At 69.1% G+C, this 22246-nt stretch carries 13 protein-coding genes; 11 read left to right on the top strand and 2 right to left on the bottom strand.

Annotated elements, in window-relative coordinates:
* Positions 1-14 precede the first annotated feature (14 nt).
* Positions 15-1049 carry a PirG gene (locus A5696_RS13865; protein WP_197516976.1) on the bottom strand — a complete coding sequence of 345 codons (1035 nt, stop codon included), beginning with the start codon at positions 1047-1049 and terminating at the stop codon, positions 15-17.
* A gap of 266 nt (positions 1050-1315) precedes the next feature.
* Here A5696_RS13865 and glf point away from each other — a divergent pair, with 266 nt between their 5' ends.
* From glf to A5696_RS13920, 11 genes are all read left to right on the top strand, one after another.
* Positions 1316-2512 carry a UDP-galactopyranose mutase gene (gene glf, locus A5696_RS13870; protein ID WP_067879513.1) on the top strand — a complete coding sequence of 399 codons (1197 nt, stop codon included), beginning with the start codon at positions 1316-1318 and terminating at the stop codon, positions 2510-2512.
* Positions 2509-4401 carry a glycosyltransferase gene (locus A5696_RS13875; protein ID WP_067879517.1) on the top strand — a complete coding sequence of 631 codons (1893 nt, stop codon included), beginning with the start codon at positions 2509-2511 and terminating at the stop codon, positions 4399-4401. Before glf ends, A5696_RS13875 begins: the two co-directional genes overlap by 4 nt.
* Positions 4394-4927: a phosphatase PAP2 family protein gene (locus A5696_RS13880; RefSeq protein WP_067879520.1), complete on the top strand. Its 534-nt coding sequence runs from the start codon at positions 4394-4396 to the stop codon at positions 4925-4927. Before A5696_RS13875 ends, A5696_RS13880 begins: the two co-directional genes overlap by 8 nt.
* Positions 4924-5832, top strand: a complete 909-nt coding sequence (locus A5696_RS13885; RefSeq protein ID WP_067879523.1) for a decaprenyl-phosphate phosphoribosyltransferase — start codon at positions 4924-4926, stop codon at positions 5830-5832. Before A5696_RS13880 ends, A5696_RS13885 begins: the two co-directional genes overlap by 4 nt.
* Positions 5807-7768 (top strand): terminal beta-(1->2)-arabinofuranosyltransferase, encoded by a 1962-nt coding sequence (gene aftB, locus A5696_RS13890; protein WP_067879527.1) that lies wholly within the window; start codon positions 5807-5809, stop codon positions 7766-7768. The genes A5696_RS13885 and aftB overlap by 26 nt, the downstream gene beginning before the upstream one ends.
* A 344-nt stretch (positions 7769-8112) precedes the next feature.
* Positions 8113-9165: an esterase family protein gene (locus tag A5696_RS13895; protein ID WP_067879530.1), complete on the top strand. Its 1053-nt coding sequence runs from the start codon at positions 8113-8115 to the stop codon at positions 9163-9165.
* A gap of 161 nt (positions 9166-9326) precedes the next feature.
* Positions 9327-10205 (top strand): alpha/beta hydrolase-fold protein, encoded by an 879-nt coding sequence (locus A5696_RS13900; RefSeq protein WP_156738384.1) that lies wholly within the window; start codon positions 9327-9329, stop codon positions 10203-10205.
* A 108-nt stretch (positions 10206-10313) separates the two neighbouring features.
* Positions 10314-11324: a cutinase family protein gene (locus tag A5696_RS13905; protein WP_067879536.1), complete on the top strand. Its 1011-nt coding sequence runs from the start codon at positions 10314-10316 to the stop codon at positions 11322-11324.
* A 248-nt stretch (positions 11325-11572) separates the two neighbouring features.
* The gene (fadD32, locus tag A5696_RS13910) at positions 11573-13471 is read left to right on the top strand and encodes a long-chain-fatty-acid--AMP ligase FadD32 (RefSeq protein ID WP_067879541.1); all 1899 of its coding nucleotides are present in this window, start codon (positions 11573-11575) and stop codon (positions 13469-13471) included.
* A gap of 10 nt (positions 13472-13481) precedes the next feature.
* Positions 13482-18797 (top strand): polyketide synthase Pks13, encoded by a 5316-nt coding sequence (pks13, locus tag A5696_RS13915; protein ID WP_067879544.1) that lies wholly within the window; start codon positions 13482-13484, stop codon positions 18795-18797.
* Positions 18798-18804: 7 nt separating this feature from the next.
* Positions 18805-20379: an acyl-CoA carboxylase subunit beta gene (locus tag A5696_RS13920; RefSeq protein ID WP_067879548.1), complete on the top strand. Its 1575-nt coding sequence runs from the start codon at positions 18805-18807 to the stop codon at positions 20377-20379.
* Between the two features lie 58 nt (positions 20380-20437).
* On the opposite strand, the gene A5696_RS13925 is transcribed toward A5696_RS13920, so the two are convergent.
* Positions 20438-22228 (bottom strand): acyl-CoA dehydrogenase family protein, encoded by a 1791-nt coding sequence (locus tag A5696_RS13925; protein WP_067879551.1) that lies wholly within the window; start codon positions 22226-22228, stop codon positions 20438-20440.
* Between the last annotated feature and the right edge of the window lie 18 nt (positions 22229-22246).

A 22246-nucleotide genomic window follows, 5' to 3' on the forward strand; every position in this document is an offset into this window, starting at 1 on the left:
GGTTTCTCCCGGTCCTAGTGGGGCAACACCGGTGCGGCGGCACCGGTCAGGGCGCCGGTTGCGCCCGGCGCGGCACCTGCGGCACCCGGCAGGGCACCGGCGGCACCCGGCAGCGCGCCCGCGCCGGCCGGCAGGGCACCGGCGGCGGCACCAGGCAGGGCCTTGGCCGCACCCGGCAGCGCACCGGCGGCGGCCGGCAACGCGGCACCCGGCGCACCACCCGCGGCACCCTGCTGGACGCCCTGCATGATGGCCGGCATCACCAGGCCCTTGAGCAGGTCGATCGCCTGGCTGGCGCCCAACTGGTTGGCGGCTTGCATGATGTCGTTGACCAGTCCGCCACCACCCGAGCTGCCCCCGGTGCCGCCGCCGCCCGACGCGATCGGCGAGGCACCGCCCAGCGTCGACGGGTCGCCGAGGATCGGGTAGGTGCCGCCGGCGCCCGGGTCCAATCCGGTCGTCGAGTCGATCGGCACCTCACTGGGCGACAGGGTAGGACTGCCGATGCCGGGCGCGACGCCGGCCGGGCTGGTCAGCCCCGGGTTCGACAGCGCCGGGTTGAGTCCGGCGGCCGGCGTCGTGGGCACCGCACCGGGCGTGGTGACCCCGGGCGTCGTGGGCGGCAGTCCCGGGTTCGACAGGGCCGGGCTCGTCAGGCCCGGGCTGGTCAGCGCCGGGCTGGTCAACCCCGGGCTGGTGAGACCGGGGCTGGTGAGACCCGGGCTCGTGAGACCCGGGCTGGTGAGACCCGAGGTGCCCAGGCCCGGAGTGGCCAGGCTCGGGGTGGCGGCCCCGGTGGCCCCGGTCCCGCCCAGGGCGGGCACGGGCGGCAGGTTGATCCCGAACTGCGACAGGCCCTGCGACAGCGCACCCATCAGTTCGCCGGGCAGGTCGGACATCACCGCGGCCTTCTTGAACTCGTGGTGCTCGGCCGGCTTGCTGTCGGCGGTCGATTCGTAGACAAGGAAGTATGCGCAAGGACTCGCCACTGCCACGGCGGCGACCGCGCTCATGGCTGTCGAAAGCTTGCGTCGGCGTCGGTTCGGCACGGAAGTCTCCTCAAATCTGGACAACTATTGCAACTGCGTTGTGTCGGCGTGCCCGGCCTGTCCTATCCGGCATGAAGCACACAGAGTCGATGGTACGAGTGGGATTGCTGTGACTAGAGTGCTGATATTGAATCGTGAGGTAATTGCGACTCCGACTGTGACCAGGGATTCGGGTCGTCCCAAAGCCGTTGTCATTTGCCTTAACCCGGACTTCCTGGCCTCGCCAAATGGGTTAGGCCGACGCCGTCGGATACCCTAAGCAACCGATGACCGCTCGCTTCGATCTTTTTGTCGTCGGCTCTGGATTCTTCGGCCTGACCATTGCCGAGCGCGTGGCTACCCAACTCGGGAAGCGCGTGCTCGTCGTGGAACGCCGCCCGCACATCGGCGGCAACGCCTATTCGGAGGCCGAGCCGCAGACGGGCATCGAGGTCCACAAATACGGCGCCCACTTGTTCCACACCTCCAACAAGCGGGTCTGGGACTACGTGCGGCAGTTCACCGACTTCACCGACTACCGGCACCGGGTGTTCGCCATGCACGACGGGCAGGCCTACCAGTTCCCGATGGGCCTGGGCCTGGTGTCGCAGTTCTTCGGCAGATACTTCACCCCCGACGAAGCGCGCCGGCTGATCGCCGAGCAGGCCGCCGAGATCAAGACCGAGGACGCGCAGAACTTCGAGGAAAAGGCGATCTCACTGGTCGGCCGGCCGCTCTACGAGGCGTTCCTCAAGAACTACACCGCCAAGCAGTGGCAGACCGACCCCAAGGAACTGCCCGCGTCCAACATCACCCGGCTGCCGGTGCGCTACACCTTCGACAACCGATACTTTTCCGACACCTACGAGGGCCTGCCGGTGCACGGCTACACCGCGTGGCTGCAGAACATGGCCGCCGACGACCGCATCGAGGTCCGGCTGGGCACCGACTGGTTCGACGTCCGCGACCAGTTGCGGGCCGAAAGCCCGGACGCGCCCGTCGTATACACCGGCCCGCTGGACCGCTACTTCGACTACGCCGAAGGCCGGCTCGGCTGGCGCACACTGGATTTCGAGGTCGACGTGCTGCCGATCGGTGATTTTCAGGGCACCCCGGTGATGAACTACAACGACCCCGATCCGCCCTACACACGCATCCACGAGTTCCGCCACTTCCACCCCGAGCGCGACTACCCGACCGACAAGACGGTGATCATGCGCGAGTACTCGCGGTTCGCCGACGAGGACGACGAGCCCTACTACCCGATCAACACCGAGGCCGACCGCGCGGTGCTGGCCGCCTACCGGGCCAGGGCGAAGGCCGAGACCGCGTCGTCGAAGGTGCTGTTCGGCGGCCGCCTGGGCACCTACCAGTATCTGGACATGCACATGGCCATCGCCAGCGCACTGAACATGTACGACAACAGCCTGGCGCCGCATTTGCGCGAAGGCAAAGTTCTAGTGGAGGAAGGCGCGGGGGGATGACTGCTGTAAGCCTGCTTTCCAGGATCATCCTGCCGCGGCCGGGTGAGCCCCTGGACGTGCGCAAGCTCTACCTCGAGGAGTCGACGACCAACGCCCGGCGTGCGCACGCGACATCGCGGACCTCGCTGCAGATCGGCGCGGAGTCCGAGGTGTCGTTCGCCACGTACTTCAACGCGTTCCCCGCCAGCTACTGGCGCCGCTGGAGCATCTGCCAGTCGGTGGTGCTGCGCGTCGAGGTGACGGGCGCCGGCCGCGTCGACGTCTACCGGACCAAGGCCACCGGGGCGCGCATCTTCGTCGAGGGCCGCCAGTTCGCCGGCGCCGAGGACGAACCCGCCGTCGTCGAGATCGAGGTGGCGCTGAAGCCGTTCGAGGATGGCGGCTGGATCTGGTTCGACATCACCACCGACACCAAGGTCACCCTGCTCAACGGGGGCTGGTATGCGACCGAACCCGCCCCGGGCACGGCCAACATCGCCGTCGGGATTCCCACTTTCAACCGCCCGGCCGACTGCGCCAACGCGCTGAGCACGCTCACCTCGGATCCATTGGTGGACGAGGTGATCGGGGCGGTGATCGTGCCCGACCAGGGCGTCCGCAAGGTGCGCGATCACCCCGACTTCCCCGCCGCGGCGGCGCGGCTGGGCAATCGGCTGTCCATCCACGACCAGCCCAACCTCGGCGGTTCCGGCGGCTACAGCCGGGTGATGTACGAGGCGCTGAAAAACACCGATTGCCAACAGATCCTGTTCATGGACGACGACATCCGCATCGAGCCGGACTCGATCCTGCGGGTGTTGGCGATGCACCGCTTCGCCAAGAGCCCCATGCTCGTCGGCGGCCAGATGCTGAACCTGCAGGAGCCGTCACACCTGCACATCATGGGCGAGATCGTGGACCGGACGAACTTCATGTGGACCTCCGCGCCGCACGCCGAGTACGACCACGACTTCGCCGAATATCCGTTGAACGACAACAACGATCGCAGCAAGCTGCTGCACCGCCGCATCGACGTCGACTACAACGGCTGGTGGACGTGCATGATCCCGCGGCAGGTCGCCGAGGAACTGGGGCAGCCGCTGCCGCTGTTCATCAAATGGGACGACGCCGACTACGGGCTGCGGGCCGCCGAGCGCGGGTACCCGACCGTCACCCTGCCCGGCGCGGCGATCTGGCACATGGCCTGGAGCGACAAGGACGACGCCATCGACTGGCAGGCCTACTTCCATCTGCGCAACCGGCTGGTGGTCGCCGCGATGCACTGGGACGGTGACGTGACCGGGTTGGTCCGCAGCCACCTCAAGGCGACGCTGAAACACCTTGCCTGCCTTGAGTATTCGACGGTGGCGATCCAGAACAAGGCGATCGACGACTTCCTGGCCGGCCCCGAGCACATCTTTTCCATCCTTGAGAGCGCGCTGCCGGAAGTGCACCGGATGCGCAAGGAGTACCCGGATGCGGTCGTGCTGCCGGCGGCCAGCGAACTGCCGCAGCCGGTGCACCGCAGCAAGGCGATGAAGCCGCCGGTGAACCCCGTTTCCATCGGTTACCGCCTGTCGCGCGGGATATTGCACAACATGACCAAGGCCGATCCGGCGGCCCACCGGCGGCCGGAGTACAACGTGGCGACGCAGGACGCGCGCTGGTTCCGGCTGTGCACCGTCGACGGCGTGACCGTGACGACCGCCGATGGCTGCGGGGTGGTCTACCGGCAGCGTGACCGCGCCAAGATGATCTCGCTGCTGCTCAAGTCGCTGCGGCGCCAGCGCCTCCTGCTGAGCCGGTTCGACGAGATGCGCCGGGTGTACCGGGGGGCGCTGCCCGTGCTGTCCAGCAAGCAGAAATGGGAGACGGCGTTGTTGCCGGCCGCAGAGTCGCGACATGGCTGAATCGGCCGCTCCGCGCGGCGAAGTCGCCGCGCTGGTGGCCGTTCAGTCGGCGCTGGCGGACCGCCCCGGCGTCCTGGCCGTCGCGCGGGGACTGTCCCATTTCGGGGAGCACAGCATCGGCTGGCTGGCCGTGGCGTTGCTCGGTGCGCTGCTGATGCCGAGCCGCCGCCGCGATTGGCTGGTGGTCGGGGCCGGCGCGTTCGCCGCGCACGCCGCCGCCGTGTTGATCAAGCGGCTGGTGCGGCGCCAACGGCCGCACCACCCGTCCGTCGCCGTCAACGTCGGCACGCCCAGCCGGTTGAGCTTTCCGTCCGCGCACGCCACCTCAACCACGGCCGCGGCCATCCTGATGGGCCGGGCAACCGGGCTGCCGGGGGGACTGGTTGCCGCGGTCCTGGTCCCGCCGATGGCGCTGTCGCGGGTTCTGCTGGGGGTGCACTACCCGAGCGACGTGGCCTGCGGCATCGCCCTCGGCGCAGCCGTGGCGGGGATCGCCGGCCGAGCGCGAGAGGTGTGTGCCGAATGAGCGAGGACGTGGTGATCGGACCCCCGTCGAACCTGATCGTCGGGGTGATCAAGGCGATCCGCCCACGGCAATGGGTGAAGAACGTGCTGGTCCTGGCCGCGCCGCTGAGCGCGGCCGGTCGCGGTCACCGCTACGAGTACGGCCAACTGGGCATGCAGGTGGCGGTCGCCTTCGTCGTGTTCAGCCTGGCCGCCTCCGCGGTGTACCTGGTCAACGACGTCCGCGACGTCGAGGCCGACCGCGAACACCCGACCAAACGCTTCCGCCCGATCGCCGCAGGTGTGGTGCCCGAATGGCTGGCCTACACCCTGGCCGTCCTGCTCGGGGTGGTGTCACTGGGCCTGGCCTGGTGGCTGACGCCGAACCTGGCGCTGGTGATGGCGGTCTACATCGCCATGCAGCTGGGGTATTGCTTCGGCCTCAAGCACCAGGCGGTGATGGACATCTGCATCGTGTCGTCGGCGTATCTGCTGCGGGCCATCGCCGGGGGTGCGGCCACCGATACCCGGCTGTCGCAGTGGTTTTTGCTGATGGCCGCCTTCGCGTCGCTGTTCATGGTCGCCGGCAAGCGCTACGCCGAGCTGCAGCTGGCCGAGCGCACCGGCGCGGCGATCCGCAAGGCGCTGGAGAGCTACACCAGCACCTATCTGCGGTTCGTCTGGACGATGTCGGCCACCGCGGTGGTGCTGTGCTACGGGCTGTGGGCGTTCGAGCGCGAACACGGCGAGGCGGGCTGGTTCGTGGTGTCGATGGTCCCCTTCACCATCGCGATCCTGCGCTATGCGGTCGACGTCGACGGCGGGCTGGCCGGTGAGCCCGAGGACATTGCGCTGCGTGACCGGGTGCTGCAGCTGTTGGCGCTGGCCTGGATCGCGACAGTTGGGGCCGCCGTTGCCTTCGGCTAGCCGGCCGGTGCTCAGGCGGGCCGGGCGGCCGTTGCAGTGGTTCCCGTTCCCCTACGTCACCATGGTGCGGGTCAGCCTGTGGATCAGCGTGGCCGTGGTCGCCGCCCTGTTCGCGTGGGGCGCCTGGCAGCGCCGCTGGATCGCCGACGACGGGCTCATCGTGCTGCGCACCGTGCGCAATTTGCTGGCAGGCAACGGGCCGGTGTTCAACCAGGGCGAGCGGGTCGAGGCGAACACCTCCACGGCCTGGACCTACCTGATGTACGCGGGCAGCTGGGTCGGCGGGCCGATGCGCATGGAATACGTGGCGTTGGCGCTGGCCCTGACCCTTTCGGTGCTGGGCGTGGCGCTGTTGATGCTGGGCGCAGGCCGGCTGTACGCGCCCAGCCTGCGGGGCCGCAGGGCGATCATGCTGCCGGCCGGGGCGCTGGTATACATCGCGTTGCCGCCGGCGCGTGACTTTGCCACCTCCGGGTTGGAGAGCGGCCTGACGCTGGCCTACCTCGGGCTGCTGTGGTGGATGATGGTGTGCTGGGCGCAGCCCGTGCGCGGGCGCCCGGACGGCCCGGTTTTCCTCGGGGCGCTGGCCTTCGTCGCCGGGTTCAGCGTTCTGGTCCGGCCCGATCTGGCGTTGATGGGCGGGCTGGCGCTGATCATGATGCTGATCGCGGCGCGCACCTGGCGACGGCGGGTGCTGGTCGTGGTGGCCGGCGGATTCCTGCCGGTGACCTACGAAATCTTCCGGATGGGCTACTACGGCCTGTTGGTGCCGGGGACGGCCCTGGCGAAGGACGCGGCCGGCGACAAGTGGTCGCAGGGGATGATCTACCTCGCGAACTTCAACGCGCCATACGCGGTGTGGGTGCCGGTGGTGCTGCTGGTGGCGCTCGGCGCGCTTCTGGTGGTTGCGCGTCGCCGCCCGTCGTTCCTGCGCCCGGTGCTCGCGCCCGACTACGGGCGCGTGGCGCGGGCGGTGCAGAGCCCGCCGGCGGTGGTCGCCTTCGTCGTCGTCAGCGGCCTGCTGCAGGGCTTTTACTGGATTCGCCAGGGCGGCGATTTCATGCACGCGCGGGTGCTGCTGGCGCCCCTATTTTGTTTGCTGGCACCGGTGGCCGTCATTCCGGTGGCGATTCCCGACGGCGCGGATTATTCGCGGGAGACGGGCAATTGGGTGGCCGGTGCGCTCGCGGCGCTGTGGCTCGGAATCGCCGGCTGGTCACTGTGGGCAGCAAACTCGCCGGGGATGGGCGACGACGCCACCCACGTCACCTACTCGGGAATCGTCGACGAGCGCCGGTTCTACGCGCAGGCCACCGGGCACGCGCATCCGCTGACGGCCGCGGACTACCTGGACTACCCGCGGATGGCTGCCGTCCTGACGGCCCTCGACAACACCCCCGACGGGGCGTTGCTGCTACCGTCCGGCAACTACACCCAGTGGGACCTGGTGCCCCAGGCGCAGGCGGCGCCCGGCGACGACAAGGGGCCGCAGAAGGCGCAGCACGCGGTGTTTTTCACCAATCTCGGCATGGTCGGCATGAACGTCGGACTCGACGTCAGGGTGATCGACCAGATCGGCCTGGCAAACCCGCTGGCCCAGCACACCGAACGGTTGAAGCACGGCCGGATCGGGCACGATAAGAACCTCTTCCCGGACTGGGTGATCGCCGACGGCCCGTGGGTGAAGATATATCCCGGCGTTCCGGGCTACCTGGACGTCAACTGGGTCGCCCAGGCGGTGGCGGCGCTGAAATGTCCGGAGACCCAGGCGGTGCTCAGCTCGGTGCGAGCCCCAATGAGCTTGCACCGCTTCGTCTCCAACGTCCTGCACTCGTTCGCGTTCACCGCATACCGCATTGATCGCGTTCCGCTCTACGAGCTCGCCAGGTGCGGGCTGCCGGTTCCGGAGCCGATCCCGCCGCCTCCGCACGAATAAGGCGCCCAAACCGAAATTTTTTTCCGGGAGTACCGAAATCGGCTCCCGCCGGAGCTTTCGCGGACATTGCCAGCAATCTCACATCTGCGCTCTCACCAGTGCGCACTGAGGGCTAGGCACATGCGGAAACGCGATTCTCCATGTCGATGTTCGGCCCGAAAATCATTGAGTAGGAAGCCGAAATCGCCGTTTGCCCGACCCGCTCGATGAGAGGGGATGCCCGATGGTGTGGTTGACTACACGAGCACTGCTGCGCCGGACGCGCATGCAGTCGGACCCAATTCGGGGATGCGTCCAATCGGAGAAATGCGCCGAAAGGCCGAAAGAAGGATGAGGAAGCAAGGATGACGCTTGTCGACAGGTTGCGCGGCGCCGTGGCTCGGATGCCACGACGGCTCGTGGTGGGGGCCGTTGGCGTGGCCCTGCTCTCGGGTCTGATTGGCGCCGTGGGGGGCTCGGCGACCGCCGGGGCGTTCTCGCGCCCGGGTCTGCCGGTGGAGTACCTGCAGGTTCCCTCGGCCGCAATGGGCCGCGACATCAAGGTCCAGTTCCAGGGCGGTGGCGCCAACGCGCCCGCGCTCTACCTGCTCGACGGCATGCGCGCGCAGGACGACTACAACGGCTGGGACATCAACACCCCGGCGTTCGAGTGGTACAACCAGTCCGGCATCGCCACGGTCATGCCCGTCGGCGGTCAGTCCAGCTTCTACTCCGACTGGTACAAGCCCGCCTGCGGTAAGGCCGGCTGCACCACCTACAAGTGGGAGACCTTCCTGACCAGCGAGCTGCCGGCTTACCTGCAGGCCAACAAGCAGGTCAAGCCGACCGGCAGCGCCGCCGTCGGTCTGTCGATGGCCGGCTCGTCGGCGCTGATCCTGGCCGCCTACCACCCCAACCAGTTCATCTACGCCGGCTCGCTGTCGGCGCTGCTGGACCCGTCGCAGGGCATGGGGCCGTCGCTGATCGGCCTGGCCATGGGCGACGCGGGCGGCTACAAGAAGGACGACATGTGGGGGCCGTCGAGCGACCCGGCGTGGCAGCGCAACGACCCGTCGCTGCAGGTCGGCAAGCTGGTCGCCAACAACACCCGCATCTGGATCTACTGCGGTAACGGCAAGCCGTCCGACCTCGGTGGCGACAACCTTCCCGCCAAGTTCCTCGAGGGCTTCGTGCGGACTTCCAACCTGAAGTTCCAGGACGCCTACAACCAGGCCGGCGGCCACAACGCGGTGTTCAACTTCGACGCCAACGGCACGCACGACTGGCCGTACTGGGGCGCGCAGCTGCAGGCCATGAAGCCTGACCTGCAGTCCACGCTGGGCGCCACGCCGGGCGCCGGCCCGGCCACCGCCTCCGCGGCGGGGAACCAGGGCACCGGCACCGGTACCGGTACCTAAACCAAACAGCAACGCGACGAGCGGCGGGCACCTTCCGGGGTTCCCGCCGCTCGTTGTTGCGCGGCCTGTGTGATCTGTTTCACTACCCGGCGCTCGGGGGAACGACGGCGCTGGCTAATCTGCACACAGCGACTAGACGATGGAGGGTGGACATGAGGGTCGTGCGGGGTCTGTCAGCGTTGCTGTTGGGTGTGGTCCTGGCCGTGGGGACGACGGGCCCCATCGGGAAAGCCCGCGCGGCGGGCTATGAGAGCCTGATGGTCCCGTCGGCGGCCATGGGGCGTGACATCCCGGTGGCCTTCCTGGCCGGTGGTCCGCACATGGTCGTGCTGCTGGACGCGTTCGACGCCGCGCCGGACGTCAGCAACTGGGTCACCGCGGGCAACGCGATGAACACGCTGGCCGGCAAGGGCATTTCGGTCGCGGCGCCCGCGGGCGGCGCCTACAGCATGTACACCAACTGGGAGAACGACGGCAGCAAGCAGTGGGACACCTTCCTGTCCACCGAGCTGCCCAACTGGCTGGCCGCCAACAAGGGCCTGGCACCCGGCGGCCACGCCGCCGTCGGCGCCTCCCAGGGCGGCTACGCCGCGATGGCGCTGGCCGCCTTCCACCCCGACCGCTACGGCATGGCCGGCTCGCTGTCGGGTTTCCTGTACCCGTCGAACACCACCACCAACGGCTCGATCCTGGCCGGCCTGCAGCAATTCGGCGGCGTCGACGGCAACGGCATGTGGGGGGCGCCGCAGCTGGGCCGGTGGAAGTGGCACGACCCGTGGGTGCACGCCGCCCTGCTGGCGCAGAACAACACCCGCGTGTGGGTGTGGAGCCCGACCACCGACGCGGCCAGCGATCCCGCCGCGATGATCGGCCAGGCCGGCGAGGCGATGGGCAACAGCCGGATGTTCTACCAGCAGTACCGCAGCGTCGGCGGGCACAACGGCCACTTCGACTTCCCCGGCGGCGGCGACAACGGCTGGGGCTCGTGGTCGGGGCAGCTGGGAGCCATGTCCGGCGACATCGTGGGGGCGATCCGCTAGGTCAGTCGCCGCGCCGAACGCCGGTACCGTGTAGGGAGCGCAGCAGAGGCGGGACGGCCGCTTGCCCGCGACCGAGCTGCGATCGACCGACTCTGCCGGCAGGAGAACATGACCACGAGCGCGCGGCGTAAACGCCACCGAACCCTCGCCTGGATCGCCGCCCTGGCGGTCGCGGGCGTCGTGTTGCTGGTCATCGTTGCCGTGGTGATGCTGCTGCGCGGCCCCAAGACACCGCCCAGCGCGGTGCCGCCCGGCGTCCTGCCGCCGCCCTCGACCACCACCCACCCGCACAAGCCGCGCCCGGCCACCCAGGACGCGTCGTGCCCCGACGTGCAGCTGGTCAACGTCCCGGGCACCTGGGAATCCGCCCCGCAGGACGATCCGCTCAACCCGTCCCAGTTCCCGAATGCGTTGCTGCACAAGGTGACCGCGGACATCTCCCAGCAGTTCCCGTCGTCGCGGGTGCAGACGTACACCACGCCTTACACGGCGCAGTTCCACAATCCGCTGAGCGGCGACACACAGATGTCCTACAACGAAAGCCGGGCCGAGGGGACCCGCGCGACCGTCCAGGCGATGACCGACATGAACACCAAGTGCCCGCTGACCAGCTACGTGCTGATGGGGTTCTCGCAGGGCGCGGTGATCGTCGGTGACATCGCCAGCGACATCGGCAACGGCCGGGGACCCGTGGACGACGACCTGGTGCTCGGTGTGACGTTGATCGCCGACGGGCGCCGCCAGGACGGGGTCGGCAACGACATCGGCCCCAACCCGCCCGGCGAGGGCGCCGAGATCACCCTGCACGAGGTGCCCGTGTTGTCCGGGCTCGGGCTGACCATGACCGGCGCGCGCCCGGGCGGCTTCGGCGCGCTGAGCAGCAAGACGAACGAGATCTGCGCGCCCGGTGACCTCATCTGCGCCGCGCCGAACGAGGCGTTCAGCGTGGCCAAGCTGCCCGACACCCTGAACACGCTCGCCGGGGGCGCCGGCCAACCGGTCCACGCGCTGTACGCCACGACCCAGTTCTGGAACCTCGACGGCGCGCCGGCGACCGACTGGACGCTGAATTGGGCCCGCGGGCTGATCGAGAACGCCCCGCACCCCAGACACGGGTGACATGCCGCGACGTAGGCCGATGCGTGACGTGATCGGCGGTACCTTGTGATTTGGTCTGCCGCGAGGCGCCCCTTAACATTAAGAGAAAATTAAGAGCAATCAGAACTTCGTTGCGGCCGCGGCACGGACCGGCGCTCCCTGGCGCGGGCCGTTCAAAGCCGGCTCGTGTATAGAGGACCCGTCGGCGCAGCCGGCACCGGAGTGGTCGGCGTAGCCGACCGCCATAGGTTGTGACAGGAGAGGGCGGCATGGCGTACCACAACCCGTTCATCGTGAATGGAAAAATCAGGTTCCCGGACAACACGAACCTGGTTCGTCACGTTGAGAAGTGGGCGAAGGTGCGCGGCGACAAGCTGGCCTACCGCTTCGTCGACTTCTCCACCGAGCGGGACGGTGAATACCGCGACATCTCGTGGGCCGAGTTCAGCGCCCGCAACCGCGCCGTCGGCGCCCGCCTGCAGCAGGTCACCCAGCCCGGCGACCGCATCGCCATCCTGTGCCCGCAGAACCTCAACTACCTGATCGCCTTCTTCGGGGCGCTGTACTCCGGCAGGATCGCCGTGCCGCTGTTCGACCCCAGCGAGCCGGGCCACGTCGGCCGCCTGCACGCCGTGCTCGACGACTGCACCCCGTCGACGATCCTGACCACCACCGAGGCCGCCGAGGGTGTCCGCAAGTTCATCCGGGCCCGCGCGGCCAAGGAGCGCCCCCGGGTCATCGCCGTCGACGCGGTGCCCAACGAGGTCGCCTCCACCTGGCAGGAGCCCGAGGCCGACGAGAACACCATCGCCTACCTGCAGTACACCTCCGGCTCCACCCGCACCCCGACGGGCGTCGAGATCACCCACCTGAACCTGCCCACCAATGTGCTGCAGGTGCTCAACGGGCTCGAGGGCAAGGAGGGCGACCGCGGTCTGAGCTGGCTGCCGTTCTTCCACGACATGGGCCTGATCACCGCGCTGCTGTCGCCGGTGCTGGGCCACAACTTCACGTTCATGACCCCGGCCGCGTTCGTGCGCCGCCCCGGCCGCTGGATCCGGGAGATGGCCCGCAAGCCCGACGACGCCCCGGACTGCGAGGTCTTCACCGTCGCGCCGAACTTCGCCTTCGAGCACGCCGCGGTGCGCGGCGTGCCCAAGGAGGGCGAGCCGCCGCTGGACCTGAGCAACGTCAAGGGCATCCTCAACGGCAGCGAGCCGGTGTCGCCGGCGTCGATGCGCAAGTTCTACGAGGCGTTCAAGCCCTACGGCCTGCGCGAGACGGCGATCAAGCCTTCCTACGGCCTGGCGGAGGCGACGCTGTTCGTCTCCACCACGCCGATGGACGAGGCCCCCCGCGTCATCTACGTCGACCGCGACGAGATGAACAACCAGCGCTTCGTCGAGGTGCCCCAGGACTCCCCCAAGGCCGTCGCGCAGGTGTCCGCGGGCGTCATCGGCGTCGACGAATGGGCCGTCATCGTCGACCCCGAGACGGCCAGCGAGCTGCCCGACGGCCAGGTCGGCGAGATCTGGCTGCACGGCAACAACCTCGGCATCGGCTACTGGGGCAAGGAGGAAGAGACCAACCAGACCTTCCGCAACATCCTGAAGTCCCGCATCAGCGAGTCACACGCCGAGGGAGCCCCCGACGCCGGGCTGTGGGTGCGCACCGGCGACTACGGCACCTACCACGACGGCCACCTCTATATCGTCGGCCGCATCAAGGACCTGGTCATCATCGACGGCCGCAACCACTACCCGCAGGACCTCGAGTACTCGGCGCAGGAAGCCAGCCGGGCGCTGCGGACCGGCTACGTCGCCGCCTTCTCGGTCCCGGCCAACCAGCTGCCCCAAGTCGTGTTCGACAACCCGCACGCCGGCCTCAAGTACGACCCGGAGGACAGCTCCGAGCAGCTGGTGATCGTCGCCGAGCGCGCCGCCGGCACGCACAAGCTGGACTACCAGCCCATCGCCGACGACATCCGGGCGGCGATCGCCGTGCGGCACGGCGTCACCGTGCGCGACCTGTTGCTGGTGCAGGCCGGCACCATTCCACGCACCTCCAGCGGCAAGATCGGGCGCCGCGCATGCCGCGCCGCCTACCTCGACGGAAGCCTGCGCAGCGGCATCGGTTCCCCGACTGCCTTCGCCGGCGCTAACGACTGAACCAGGAACCATGACTGATATAGACGAGCCCCAGGACCAGCAGGAGAATCTGCCCGCCGAGAAGACCAAAATGTCGGTCCCCGAGATGCGCGAGTGGCTGCGCAACTATGTAGGCAAGGCGACCGGGCAATCGCCCGATTCGATCGACGAGTCGGTGCCGATGGTCGAGCTGGGCCTGTCGTCGCGCGACGCCGTGGCGATGGCCGCCGACATCGAGGACATGACCGGCGTGACCCTTTCGGTCGCGGTGGCCTTCCAGCACCCGACCATCGAATCGCTGGCGACCCGGATCATCGAGGGCGAACCCGAACGGCCCGACGACGACGTCGACATCGTCGACTGGACGCGCAACGGGCCCGCGGAGCGCGTCGACATCGCGATCGTGGGCCTGGCCACCCGGCTGCCCGGCGACATGAACACCCCCGACGAAACCTGGCAGGCGCTGATCGAGGGGCGCGACGCCATCACCGACCTGCCCGAGGGGCGGTGGTCGGAATTCCTGGAAGAGCCGCGGCTGGCCGAACGGATCGCCAAGGCCCGCACCAAGGGTGGCTACCTGAAGGACATCAAGGGCTTCGACTCCGAGTTCTTCGCGATCGCCAAGACCGAGGCCGACAACATCGACCCGCAGCAGCGGATGGCGCTCGAGCTGACCTGGGAGGCGCTCGAGCACGCCCGCATCCCGGCGTCGAGCCTGCGCGGCGAGGCTGTCGGCGTGTACGTCGGCGTCTCCAACCATGACTACGGCTTCTTGGCCATCTCCGACCCGACCGCCGCGCACCCCTACGCGATCACCGGTAACTCGCCGTCGATCATCGCGAACCGGGTGTCCTACTTCTACGACTTCCGCGGGCCTTCCGTCGCCGTCGACACCGCCTGCTCGAGCTCGCTGGTGGCGATCCACCAGGCGGTGCAGGCACTGCGCAACGGCGAGGCCGACGTCGCCGTCGCCGGCGGCGTCAACGCGCTGATCACGCCCGCGGTGACGCTCGGTTTCGACGAGATCGGCGCGGTGCTGGCCCCCGACGGCCGGATCAAGTCGTTCTCGTCGGATGCCGACGGCTACACCCGCTCGGAGGGCGCCGGCATGCTGGTGCTCAAGCGGGTCGACGACGCCCGCCGCGACGGCGACCAGATCCTGGCCGTGATCGCCGGCACCGCAGTCAACCACGACGGCCGATCCAACGGCCTGATCGCGCCCAACCAGGACGCGCAGGCCGACGTGCTGCGCCGTGCCTACAAGGACGCCGGCATCGATCCGCGCAACGTCGACTACATCGAGGCGCACGGCACCGGCACCGTCCTGGGTGACCCGATCGAGGCCGAGGCGCTGGGACGCGTCGTCGGCCGGGGCCGCCCGGCCGACCGCCCGGCGCTGCTCGGCGCGGTGAAAACCAATGTGGGGCACATGGAGTCGGCCGCCGGCGCGGCCAGCATGGCCAAGGTGGTGCTGGCGCTGCAGCACGACAAGCTGCCGCCGTCGCTCAACTTCGCCGGGCCCAGCCCCTACATCGACTTCGACGCGATGCACCTGAAAGTGATTGACAAGGCGACCGATTGGCCCCGCTACGGCGGCTACGCGCTGGCCGGGGTGTCCAGCTTCGGCTTCGGTGGAGCCAACGCGCACGTGGTGGTGCGCGAGGTCCTACCGCGCGACGTCGTCGAGAAAGAGCCCGAGCCCACGCCCGAGGCCAACGCGGTCACCGAGGCGGCCGTGGGGGCACCTCCCGCTGGCGGGGGAGCGCCCACGTTCGAGGCGCACTCGCTGCGGTTCGACGACTTCGGCAACATCATCCCCGACGGGCCGGCGGCCGAGGACGAAGAGCCCGACCTGCCGGACGTCACCGAAGAGGCGCTGGAGCTCAAAGCGGCCGCCCTGGAAGAGCTTGCGGCGCAAGAGGTTCCGACACCCCTTATCCCGCTGGTGGTGTCGGCCTTCCTGACATCCCGCAAGAAGACGGCGGCGGCGGAGCTCGCGGACTGGATGGAAAGCCCCGAGGGCCAGGCGTCGTCGCTGGAGTCGATCGGCCGGTCGCTCTCGCGCCGCAACCACGGCCGCTCGCGCGCGGTGGTGCTGGCGCACGACCACGAGGAGGCCATCAAGGGCCTGCGCGCGATCGCCGAGGGCAAGCAGCGGCCAAACGTGTTCAGCGTCGACGGCCCGGTGAGCAACGGACCGGTGTGGGTGCTGGCCGGTTTCGGCGCCCAGCACCGCAAGATGGGCAAGAACCTGTATTTGCGCAACGAGGTCTTCGCCGAGTGGATCGAGAAGGTCGACGCGCTGGTCCAGGACGAGCTGGGCTACTCGGTGCTCGAGCTGATCCTGGATGACTCGCAGGACTACGGCATCGAGACCACCCAGGTCACCATCTTCGCGATCCAGATCGCGCTGGGCGAACTGCTCAAGCATCACGGTGCCAAGCCCGCCGCGGTCGTCGGCCAGTCGCTGGGCGAGGCGGCGTCGGCGTACTTCGCCGGCGGACTGTCGCTGCGCGACGCCACCCGGGCCATCTGCTCCCGCTCGCACCTCATGGGCGAGGGCGAGGCGATGCTGTTCGGCGAGTACATCCGGCTGATGGCGCTGGTGGAATACTCCGCCGACGAGATCAAGACGGTGTTCTCCGATTTCCCCGACCTGGAGGTGTGCGTCTACGCCGCACCCACCCAGACCGTCATCGGCGGCCCGCCCGAGCAGGTGGACGCGATCATCGCCCGCGCGGAGGCCGAGGGTAAGTTCGCGCGCAAGTTCCAGACCAAGGGCGCCAGCCATACCTCCCAGATGGATCCGTTGCTCGGCGAGCTGGCCGCGGAGCTGCAGGGCATCAAGCCGATGAGCCCGACGTGCGGCATCTACTCGACCGTGCACGAGGGCAGCTACATCAAACCGGGCGGCGAGCCCATCCACGACGTGGACTACTGGAAGAAGGGGTTGCGCCATTCCGTCTACTTCACGCACGGAATCCGCAACGCCGTCGACAGCGGGCACACCACCTTCGTAGAACTGGCACCCAACCCCGTCGCGCTGATGCAGGTCGGCCTGACCACGGCGGACGCCGGACTGCACGACGCCCAGCTGATCCCGACGCTGGCCCGCAAGCAGGACGAGGTCGAATCGATCACCTCGACCCTGGCGCAGCTCTACGTCTACGGCCACGACCTGGACCCCCGGACCCTGTTCCCGCGGCCCGCTTCCGGGCCGCTGGGTCCCGAGCATTACGCCAACATTCCGCCGACCCGGTTCAAGCGCAAGGAGCACTGGCTCGACGTGCAGGTCGCCTCGGGCAGCGGCGCGATCATCATGCCGGGCAACCACGTGGCACTGCCGGACGGCCGCCACGTGTGGGAGTACGCGCCCAAGGGTCTGACGGATCTCGCGGCGCTGGTGAAAGCCGCTGCGGCCGAGGTACTTCCGGACGCGCAGCTGACGGCCGCGGAGGAGCGCGCAAAGCCGGGCGAGGGCTCCCGGCTGGTGACGACGCTGACCCGGCACCCGGGCGGCGCGTCGGTCCAGGTGCACGCGCGCATCGACGAGTCCTTCACGCTGGTGTACGACGCGCTGGTCACCCGGGGCGGCTCAGAGTCGGTGCTGCCCGTTGCGGTCGGTGCGGGCACGGCGATCGCGGCTGCGGCCAACGGCGCGGCGGCGGCGGAGGCCCCCGGCGAGGGCCCGGAGGAGGAGGCGCTCGGCGACAGCCTGACCAACCGGTACATGCCGGCCGGCTTCACCAAGTGGACACCGGATTCGGGCGAGACCATCGCCGACCGGCTCGGCGCGATCGTCGGCGCGGCGATGGGCTACGAGCCCGAGGACCTGCCGTGGGAGGTGCCGCTGATCGAGCTGGGACTGGACTCGCTGATGGCGGTGCGGATCAAGAACCGCGTCGAGTACGACTTCGACCTGCCGCCCATCCAGTTGACGGCCGTGCGCGACGCCAACCTCTACGCCGTCGAGAAGCTGATCGAGTACGCGGTCGAGCACCGCGACGAGGTGCAGCAGCTGGCCGAGCACCAGAAGACGCAGACGGCCGAGGAAATCGCCCGGGAACAGGCCGAGCTGCTCAGTGGCGCGACACCCGCCTCGGTGGTGGCACCGGCTCCCGACCCGCAAGCCGAGCCGCAGACGCAGCCGCCGGCTTCCGACGTCCCGATCCCGCCGCCGCCGACGAACCCGTTGGGGGCCAACGCGTCGCAGACAAACGGGGCCGGCCAGCCGAACCCGGCGGCCGCCCTCGACGTGCCGCCGCGCGACGCCGCCGAGCGGGTCACCTTCGCCACCTGGGCGATCGTGACGGGCAAGTCGCCGGGCGGCATCTTCAACAAGCTGCCGAAGCTCGATGACGCCGCCGCCGCCAAGATGGCGGAGCGGCTGTCGGAGCGCGCCGAAGGTTCGATCACCGCCGAGGACGTGCTGGCGTCGGAGAACATCGAGGCGCTGGCCGAGAAGGTGCGCGAGTACCTGGAGGCCGGGGTGGTCGACGGGTTCGTCCGCACGCTGCGGGCGCGCCCGGAGGGCAGCACCAAGCCGCCGGTGTTCGTGTTCCACCCGGCCGGCGGCTCGACGGTGGTGTACGAGCCGCTGCTCAACCGGTTGCCGGCCGATATCCCGATGTACGGCCTGGAACGGGTCGAGGGCAGCATCGAAGAGCGTGCGGCGCAATACGTTCCGAAGCTGATCGAGATGCAGGGCGACGGGCCGTACATTCTCGCCGGCTGGTCGTTGGGCGGCGCGTTGGCCTACGCCTGCGCGATCGGGCTGAAGCGGATGGGCAAGGACGTCGCGTGGGTCGGCCTCATCGACGCGGTGCGCCCCGGCGAGGAGATCCCGCAGACCAAGGAGGAGATCCGCAAGCGCTGGGATCGCTACGCCCGGTTCGCCGAGAAGACCTTCAACGTCACCATCGACGAGATCCCCTACGAACAGCTCGAGGAGCTCGACGACGCGGGCCAGGTCCAGCTCGTGCTCGAGGCGGTCAAGGCGAGCGGTGTGCAGATCCCGGCCGGGATCGTCGAGCACCAGCGCACGTCGTACCTGGACCAGCGCGCCATCGACACCGCCGAGATCGAGCCCTACGACGGCCACGTGACGCTCTACATGGCCGATCGCTACCATGACGACGCGATCATGTTCGAGCCGCGCTACGCCACCCGCAAGCCGGACGGCGGCTGGGGCGAGTACGTGACCGACCTCGAGGTCGTGCCGGTCGGTGGCGAGCACATCCAGGTCATCGACGAGCCGATCATCGCGAAGGTGGGCGCGCACATGACCCAGGCCCTGAACGGGATCGCGGCAAAGCACCAGCCGGCGACGTCGGAAAAAGTGAGGTAGGCGAGTAGTGACCGAAACCGTGCCGGCGCCCGTTCAGCACACCACCGCGGAAAAGCTGGCCGAACTGCACGCTCGCCTCGAACTGGCCCAGGAGCCGGGCGGGGAGAAGGCCGCCGCCAAGCGCGACAAGAAGGGCATCCCGAGCGCCCGCGCCCGCGTGCACGCGCTGGTCGATCCGGGCACCTTCTTCGAGATCGGAGCGCTGGCCAAGACGCCGAACGACCCGAACGCGCTCTACGGGGACGGCTGCGTCACGGGGCACGCAATGATCGACGGCCGGCCGGTCGGGGTGTTCTCGCACGACCAGACGGTGTTCCAGGGCACCGTCGGTGAGATGTTCGGCCGCAAGGTCGCGCGGCTGATGGAGTGGTGCGCGATGGTCGGGTGCCCGATCATCGGCATCCAGGACTCGGGCGGTGCCCGGATTCAGGACGCGGTCACCTCGCTGGCGTGGTACGCCGAGCTGGGCCGCCGCCACGAGGCGCTGTCCGGGCTGGTGCCGCAGATCTCGCTCATCTTCGGCAAATGCGCTGGGGGAGCGGTGTATTCGCCGATCCAGGACGATCTGCTCGTCTCGGTGCGCGACCAGGGCTACTTCTTTGTCACCGGGCCCGACGTGATCCGTGAGGTCACCGGCGAGGAGGTCACCCTCGACGAGCTCGGCGGCTCCGACGCCCAGGCCCGCTACGGCAACATCCACCAGGTGGTCGACTCCGAGGCGGAGGCGTTCCAGTACGTGCGCGACTACCTGTCGTTCCTGCCGTCCAACTGCTTCGACAAGCCGCCGATCGTCAACCCCGGGCTGGAGCCGGAGATCACCCCGACCGACCTGGAGCTCGACGCGATCGTGCCGGACTCCGACAACGCGGCCTACGACATGCACGAGATCCTGCTGCGCATCTTCGACGACGGCGATTTCCTCGACGTCGCCGCGCAGCACGGGCCGGCCATCATCACCGGGTACGCGCGCGTCGACGGCCACCCGGTCGGGGTGATCGCCAACCAGCCCATGCACATGTCGGGGGCGATCGACAACGAGGCGTCCGACAAGGCGGCGCGGTTCATCCGATTCTGCGACGCATTCAACATCCCGCTGGTGTTCGTCGTGGACACGCCCGGGTTCCTGCCGGGTGCCGAGGAGGAGAAGCGGGGCATCATCAAGCGCGGCGGCCGGTTCCTGTACTCCGTCGTCGAGGCCGACGTGCCGAAGGTGACGATCACGGTACGCAAGTCCTACGGCGGCGCCTACGCCGTGATGGGGTCCCGGCAGCTGACGGCCGACTTCAACTTCGCCTGGCCCACCGCGCGGATCGCCGTGATCGGCGCCGAGGGCGCCGCGCAGCTGCTGATGAAGAGGTTCCCGGACCCGACCACGCCCGAGGCGCAGCAGATCAAGAAGGACTTCATCGAGGGCTACAACCTCAACATGGCGATCCCGTGGACGGCGGCCGAGCGCGGCTTCATCGACGCGGTCATCGACCCGCACGAGACCCGGCTGCTGCTGCGCAAGTCGATGCGCCTGCTGCGGGACAAGCAGCTGTGGTTCCGCGTCGCCCGCAAGCACGGCCTGATCCCGGTCTAGCCGCTCTCTTCGCCGAGCAGACGCAAAAGCCCCTGTTTTCAACCGAAATTGGGGGCTTTTACGTCTGCTCGCCGGCGAACGCGCCCTCGACCAGTTCGTCGAAGCGCTCCAGCGCCTCGTCGGATTCCGCGTCGATGCCGCGCAACGGCCCCCGGTCGGCGAGGTAGCGCTGCGCGTACAGCCGCGCGACGAGCGCCTTGCGCTGCCCGGCGCCGGTCTCCCGCTCCCACGCGGCCTGCTCGGTGAGCAGCGCACCCGCGTACACGTCGCCCATGAACTGGGCCAGCGGGAACAGCCGGGCCTCGGCCACAGCGGCGTCGAGCTTGCCCCACGCGGTGATCGCCGCGTCGAGGTCCTCGACGCGGCTCGCAACCAGGCGGGTGGTCTCGTCGTCGTGGGAAACCGAGACGGCGTCGCGCAGCCGGGCCAGCAGCGCCTCGTGCGCGGCGGCCCGCTCGATGCCGCGGCGCACGTCGAGGCACAGGATGTTGTCCGGGCCCTCCCAGATGGTGTTCACCTGCGCGTCGCGCAGCAGCCGGGCGACCGGCCACGTCTCGATATAGCCGTTGCCGCCGTGGATTTCGATCGCGTCCGACGCGGCGGTGATCCCCAGCCGGCACACCTTCAGTTTGGTGACGGGCACCGCGATGCGCTGCCGCACGCCGCGGGGCTGGCGGTGGTTGACGGCGCCGGTGCCGTCGAAGACCAGCGCCAGCGCCGCCTCGACGTCGACGATCATCTCGGCCAGCTTTCGGCGCATCAGCGGCTTGTCGATGAGCGCCCCGCCGAACGCGTGGCGGTGCCGGGCGTAGCACAGCGACTCGACCAGGGCACGCCGCGCGTTGCCCAGCGCGAACTGGGCGATGCCGAGTCGCGCCGCGTTGGTCAGCTCCATCATGCGGCCCAGCCCCTTACCGTCGGACGGGCCCGCTTGCGCTTCTGCGGCGCCGGGCTGCTCGGACAGCAGGAACGCCTCGGCGTCGACGAACTCGACCTCGCCGGAGGCCACCGAGCGGGTACCGAGCTTGTCCTTGAGCCGGCGCACCCGCACCCCGTTGCGCGAACCGTCACGCCGGTTGCGCAGCACGAGGAAGTTGGCGACGCCGCGGCTGGAGTCCGGCGCGCCTTCGGGTTTCGCGAGCACCACGAACGCCTCGCCCGCGCAGTTGGAGGCGAACCACTTGAAGCCGTTCAGCTGCCAGGCGTCACCCGCGCGGGTGGCGGTCGTCTCCAGCGCGCCCAGGTCGGACCCGCCGGTGCGTTCCGTCAGGAGTTGCGCCGTCTCGCCCGCCCATTCACCGGAGGCGAACTTGGCCAGCACGTGCTCGGCCACGTCGGGTGGGGCGTAGGCGGCCACCAGGGACTGGACCATCCCGCCGCCGGTGCCCAGCGCGCAGCCCATCCCGATGTCGGCCTGATTGAGCAGATAGTTGGACGCGAACAACGCCAGGCCCGAGCTCACCTGGGCGGCCCGCGCCGCGTCCCGCAGGGCCTGCTGCGCATCCAGCACCGCGCGCTTGGACTGGGTGAACGACTCCGGCATGACGACCCGGCTGATGTCGTGTCCCCACCGGTCGTAGCGCTCCAGCCGGGGCGGGTTGCGGTCGGTCTCCTCGGCCCAGCGCGCCACCGGGCCGCCCATCAGGTCACCGATGCGGGTGAGATGCGGCTCCACCACGGCCAATTCGTCGGGCCGCAGGTAGTAGGCCATGGTGGACCGCAGGGTGGGATCGGTGCGGTACCAGTTGAGGCCCACGGCCCCCCGGTAGCTGTCCGTCCGATAGCGCTGCGACTTTTCTTCGGTGGAGAACGGCAGCCGGTCCACCGCCTCCGGGGCGTAGTCGCTCATGCCCGCGACGGTATTACA

The organism is Mycobacterium sp. E2699 (assembly GCF_001666745.1).
Classification (GTDB): domain Bacteria; phylum Actinomycetota; class Actinomycetes; order Mycobacteriales; family Mycobacteriaceae; genus Mycobacterium.

Coding starts and splice junctions, on each gene's coding strand:
- pks13 (WP_067879544.1), top strand. CDS start 13,482: ATGACTGATATAGACGAGCCCCAGGACCAGCAGGAGAATCTGCCCGCC.
- A5696_RS13875 (WP_067879517.1), top strand. CDS start 2,509: ATGACTGCTGTAAGCCTGCTTTCCAGGATCATCCTGCCGCGGCCGGGT.
- A5696_RS13925 (WP_067879551.1), bottom strand. CDS start 22,228: ATGAGCGACTACGCCCCGGAGGCGGTGGACCGGCTGCCGTTCTCCACC.
- A5696_RS13885 (WP_067879523.1), top strand. CDS start 4,924: ATGAGCGAGGACGTGGTGATCGGACCCCCGTCGAACCTGATCGTCGGG.
- fadD32 (WP_067879541.1), top strand. CDS start 11,573: ATGGCGTACCACAACCCGTTCATCGTGAATGGAAAAATCAGGTTCCCG.
- A5696_RS13880 (WP_067879520.1), top strand. CDS start 4,394: ATGGCTGAATCGGCCGCTCCGCGCGGCGAAGTCGCCGCGCTGGTGGCC.
- glf (WP_067879513.1), top strand. CDS start 1,316: ATGACCGCTCGCTTCGATCTTTTTGTCGTCGGCTCTGGATTCTTCGGC.
- A5696_RS13895 (WP_067879530.1), top strand. CDS start 8,113: ATGACGCTTGTCGACAGGTTGCGCGGCGCCGTGGCTCGGATGCCACGA.
- A5696_RS13905 (WP_067879536.1), top strand. CDS start 10,314: ATGACCACGAGCGCGCGGCGTAAACGCCACCGAACCCTCGCCTGGATC.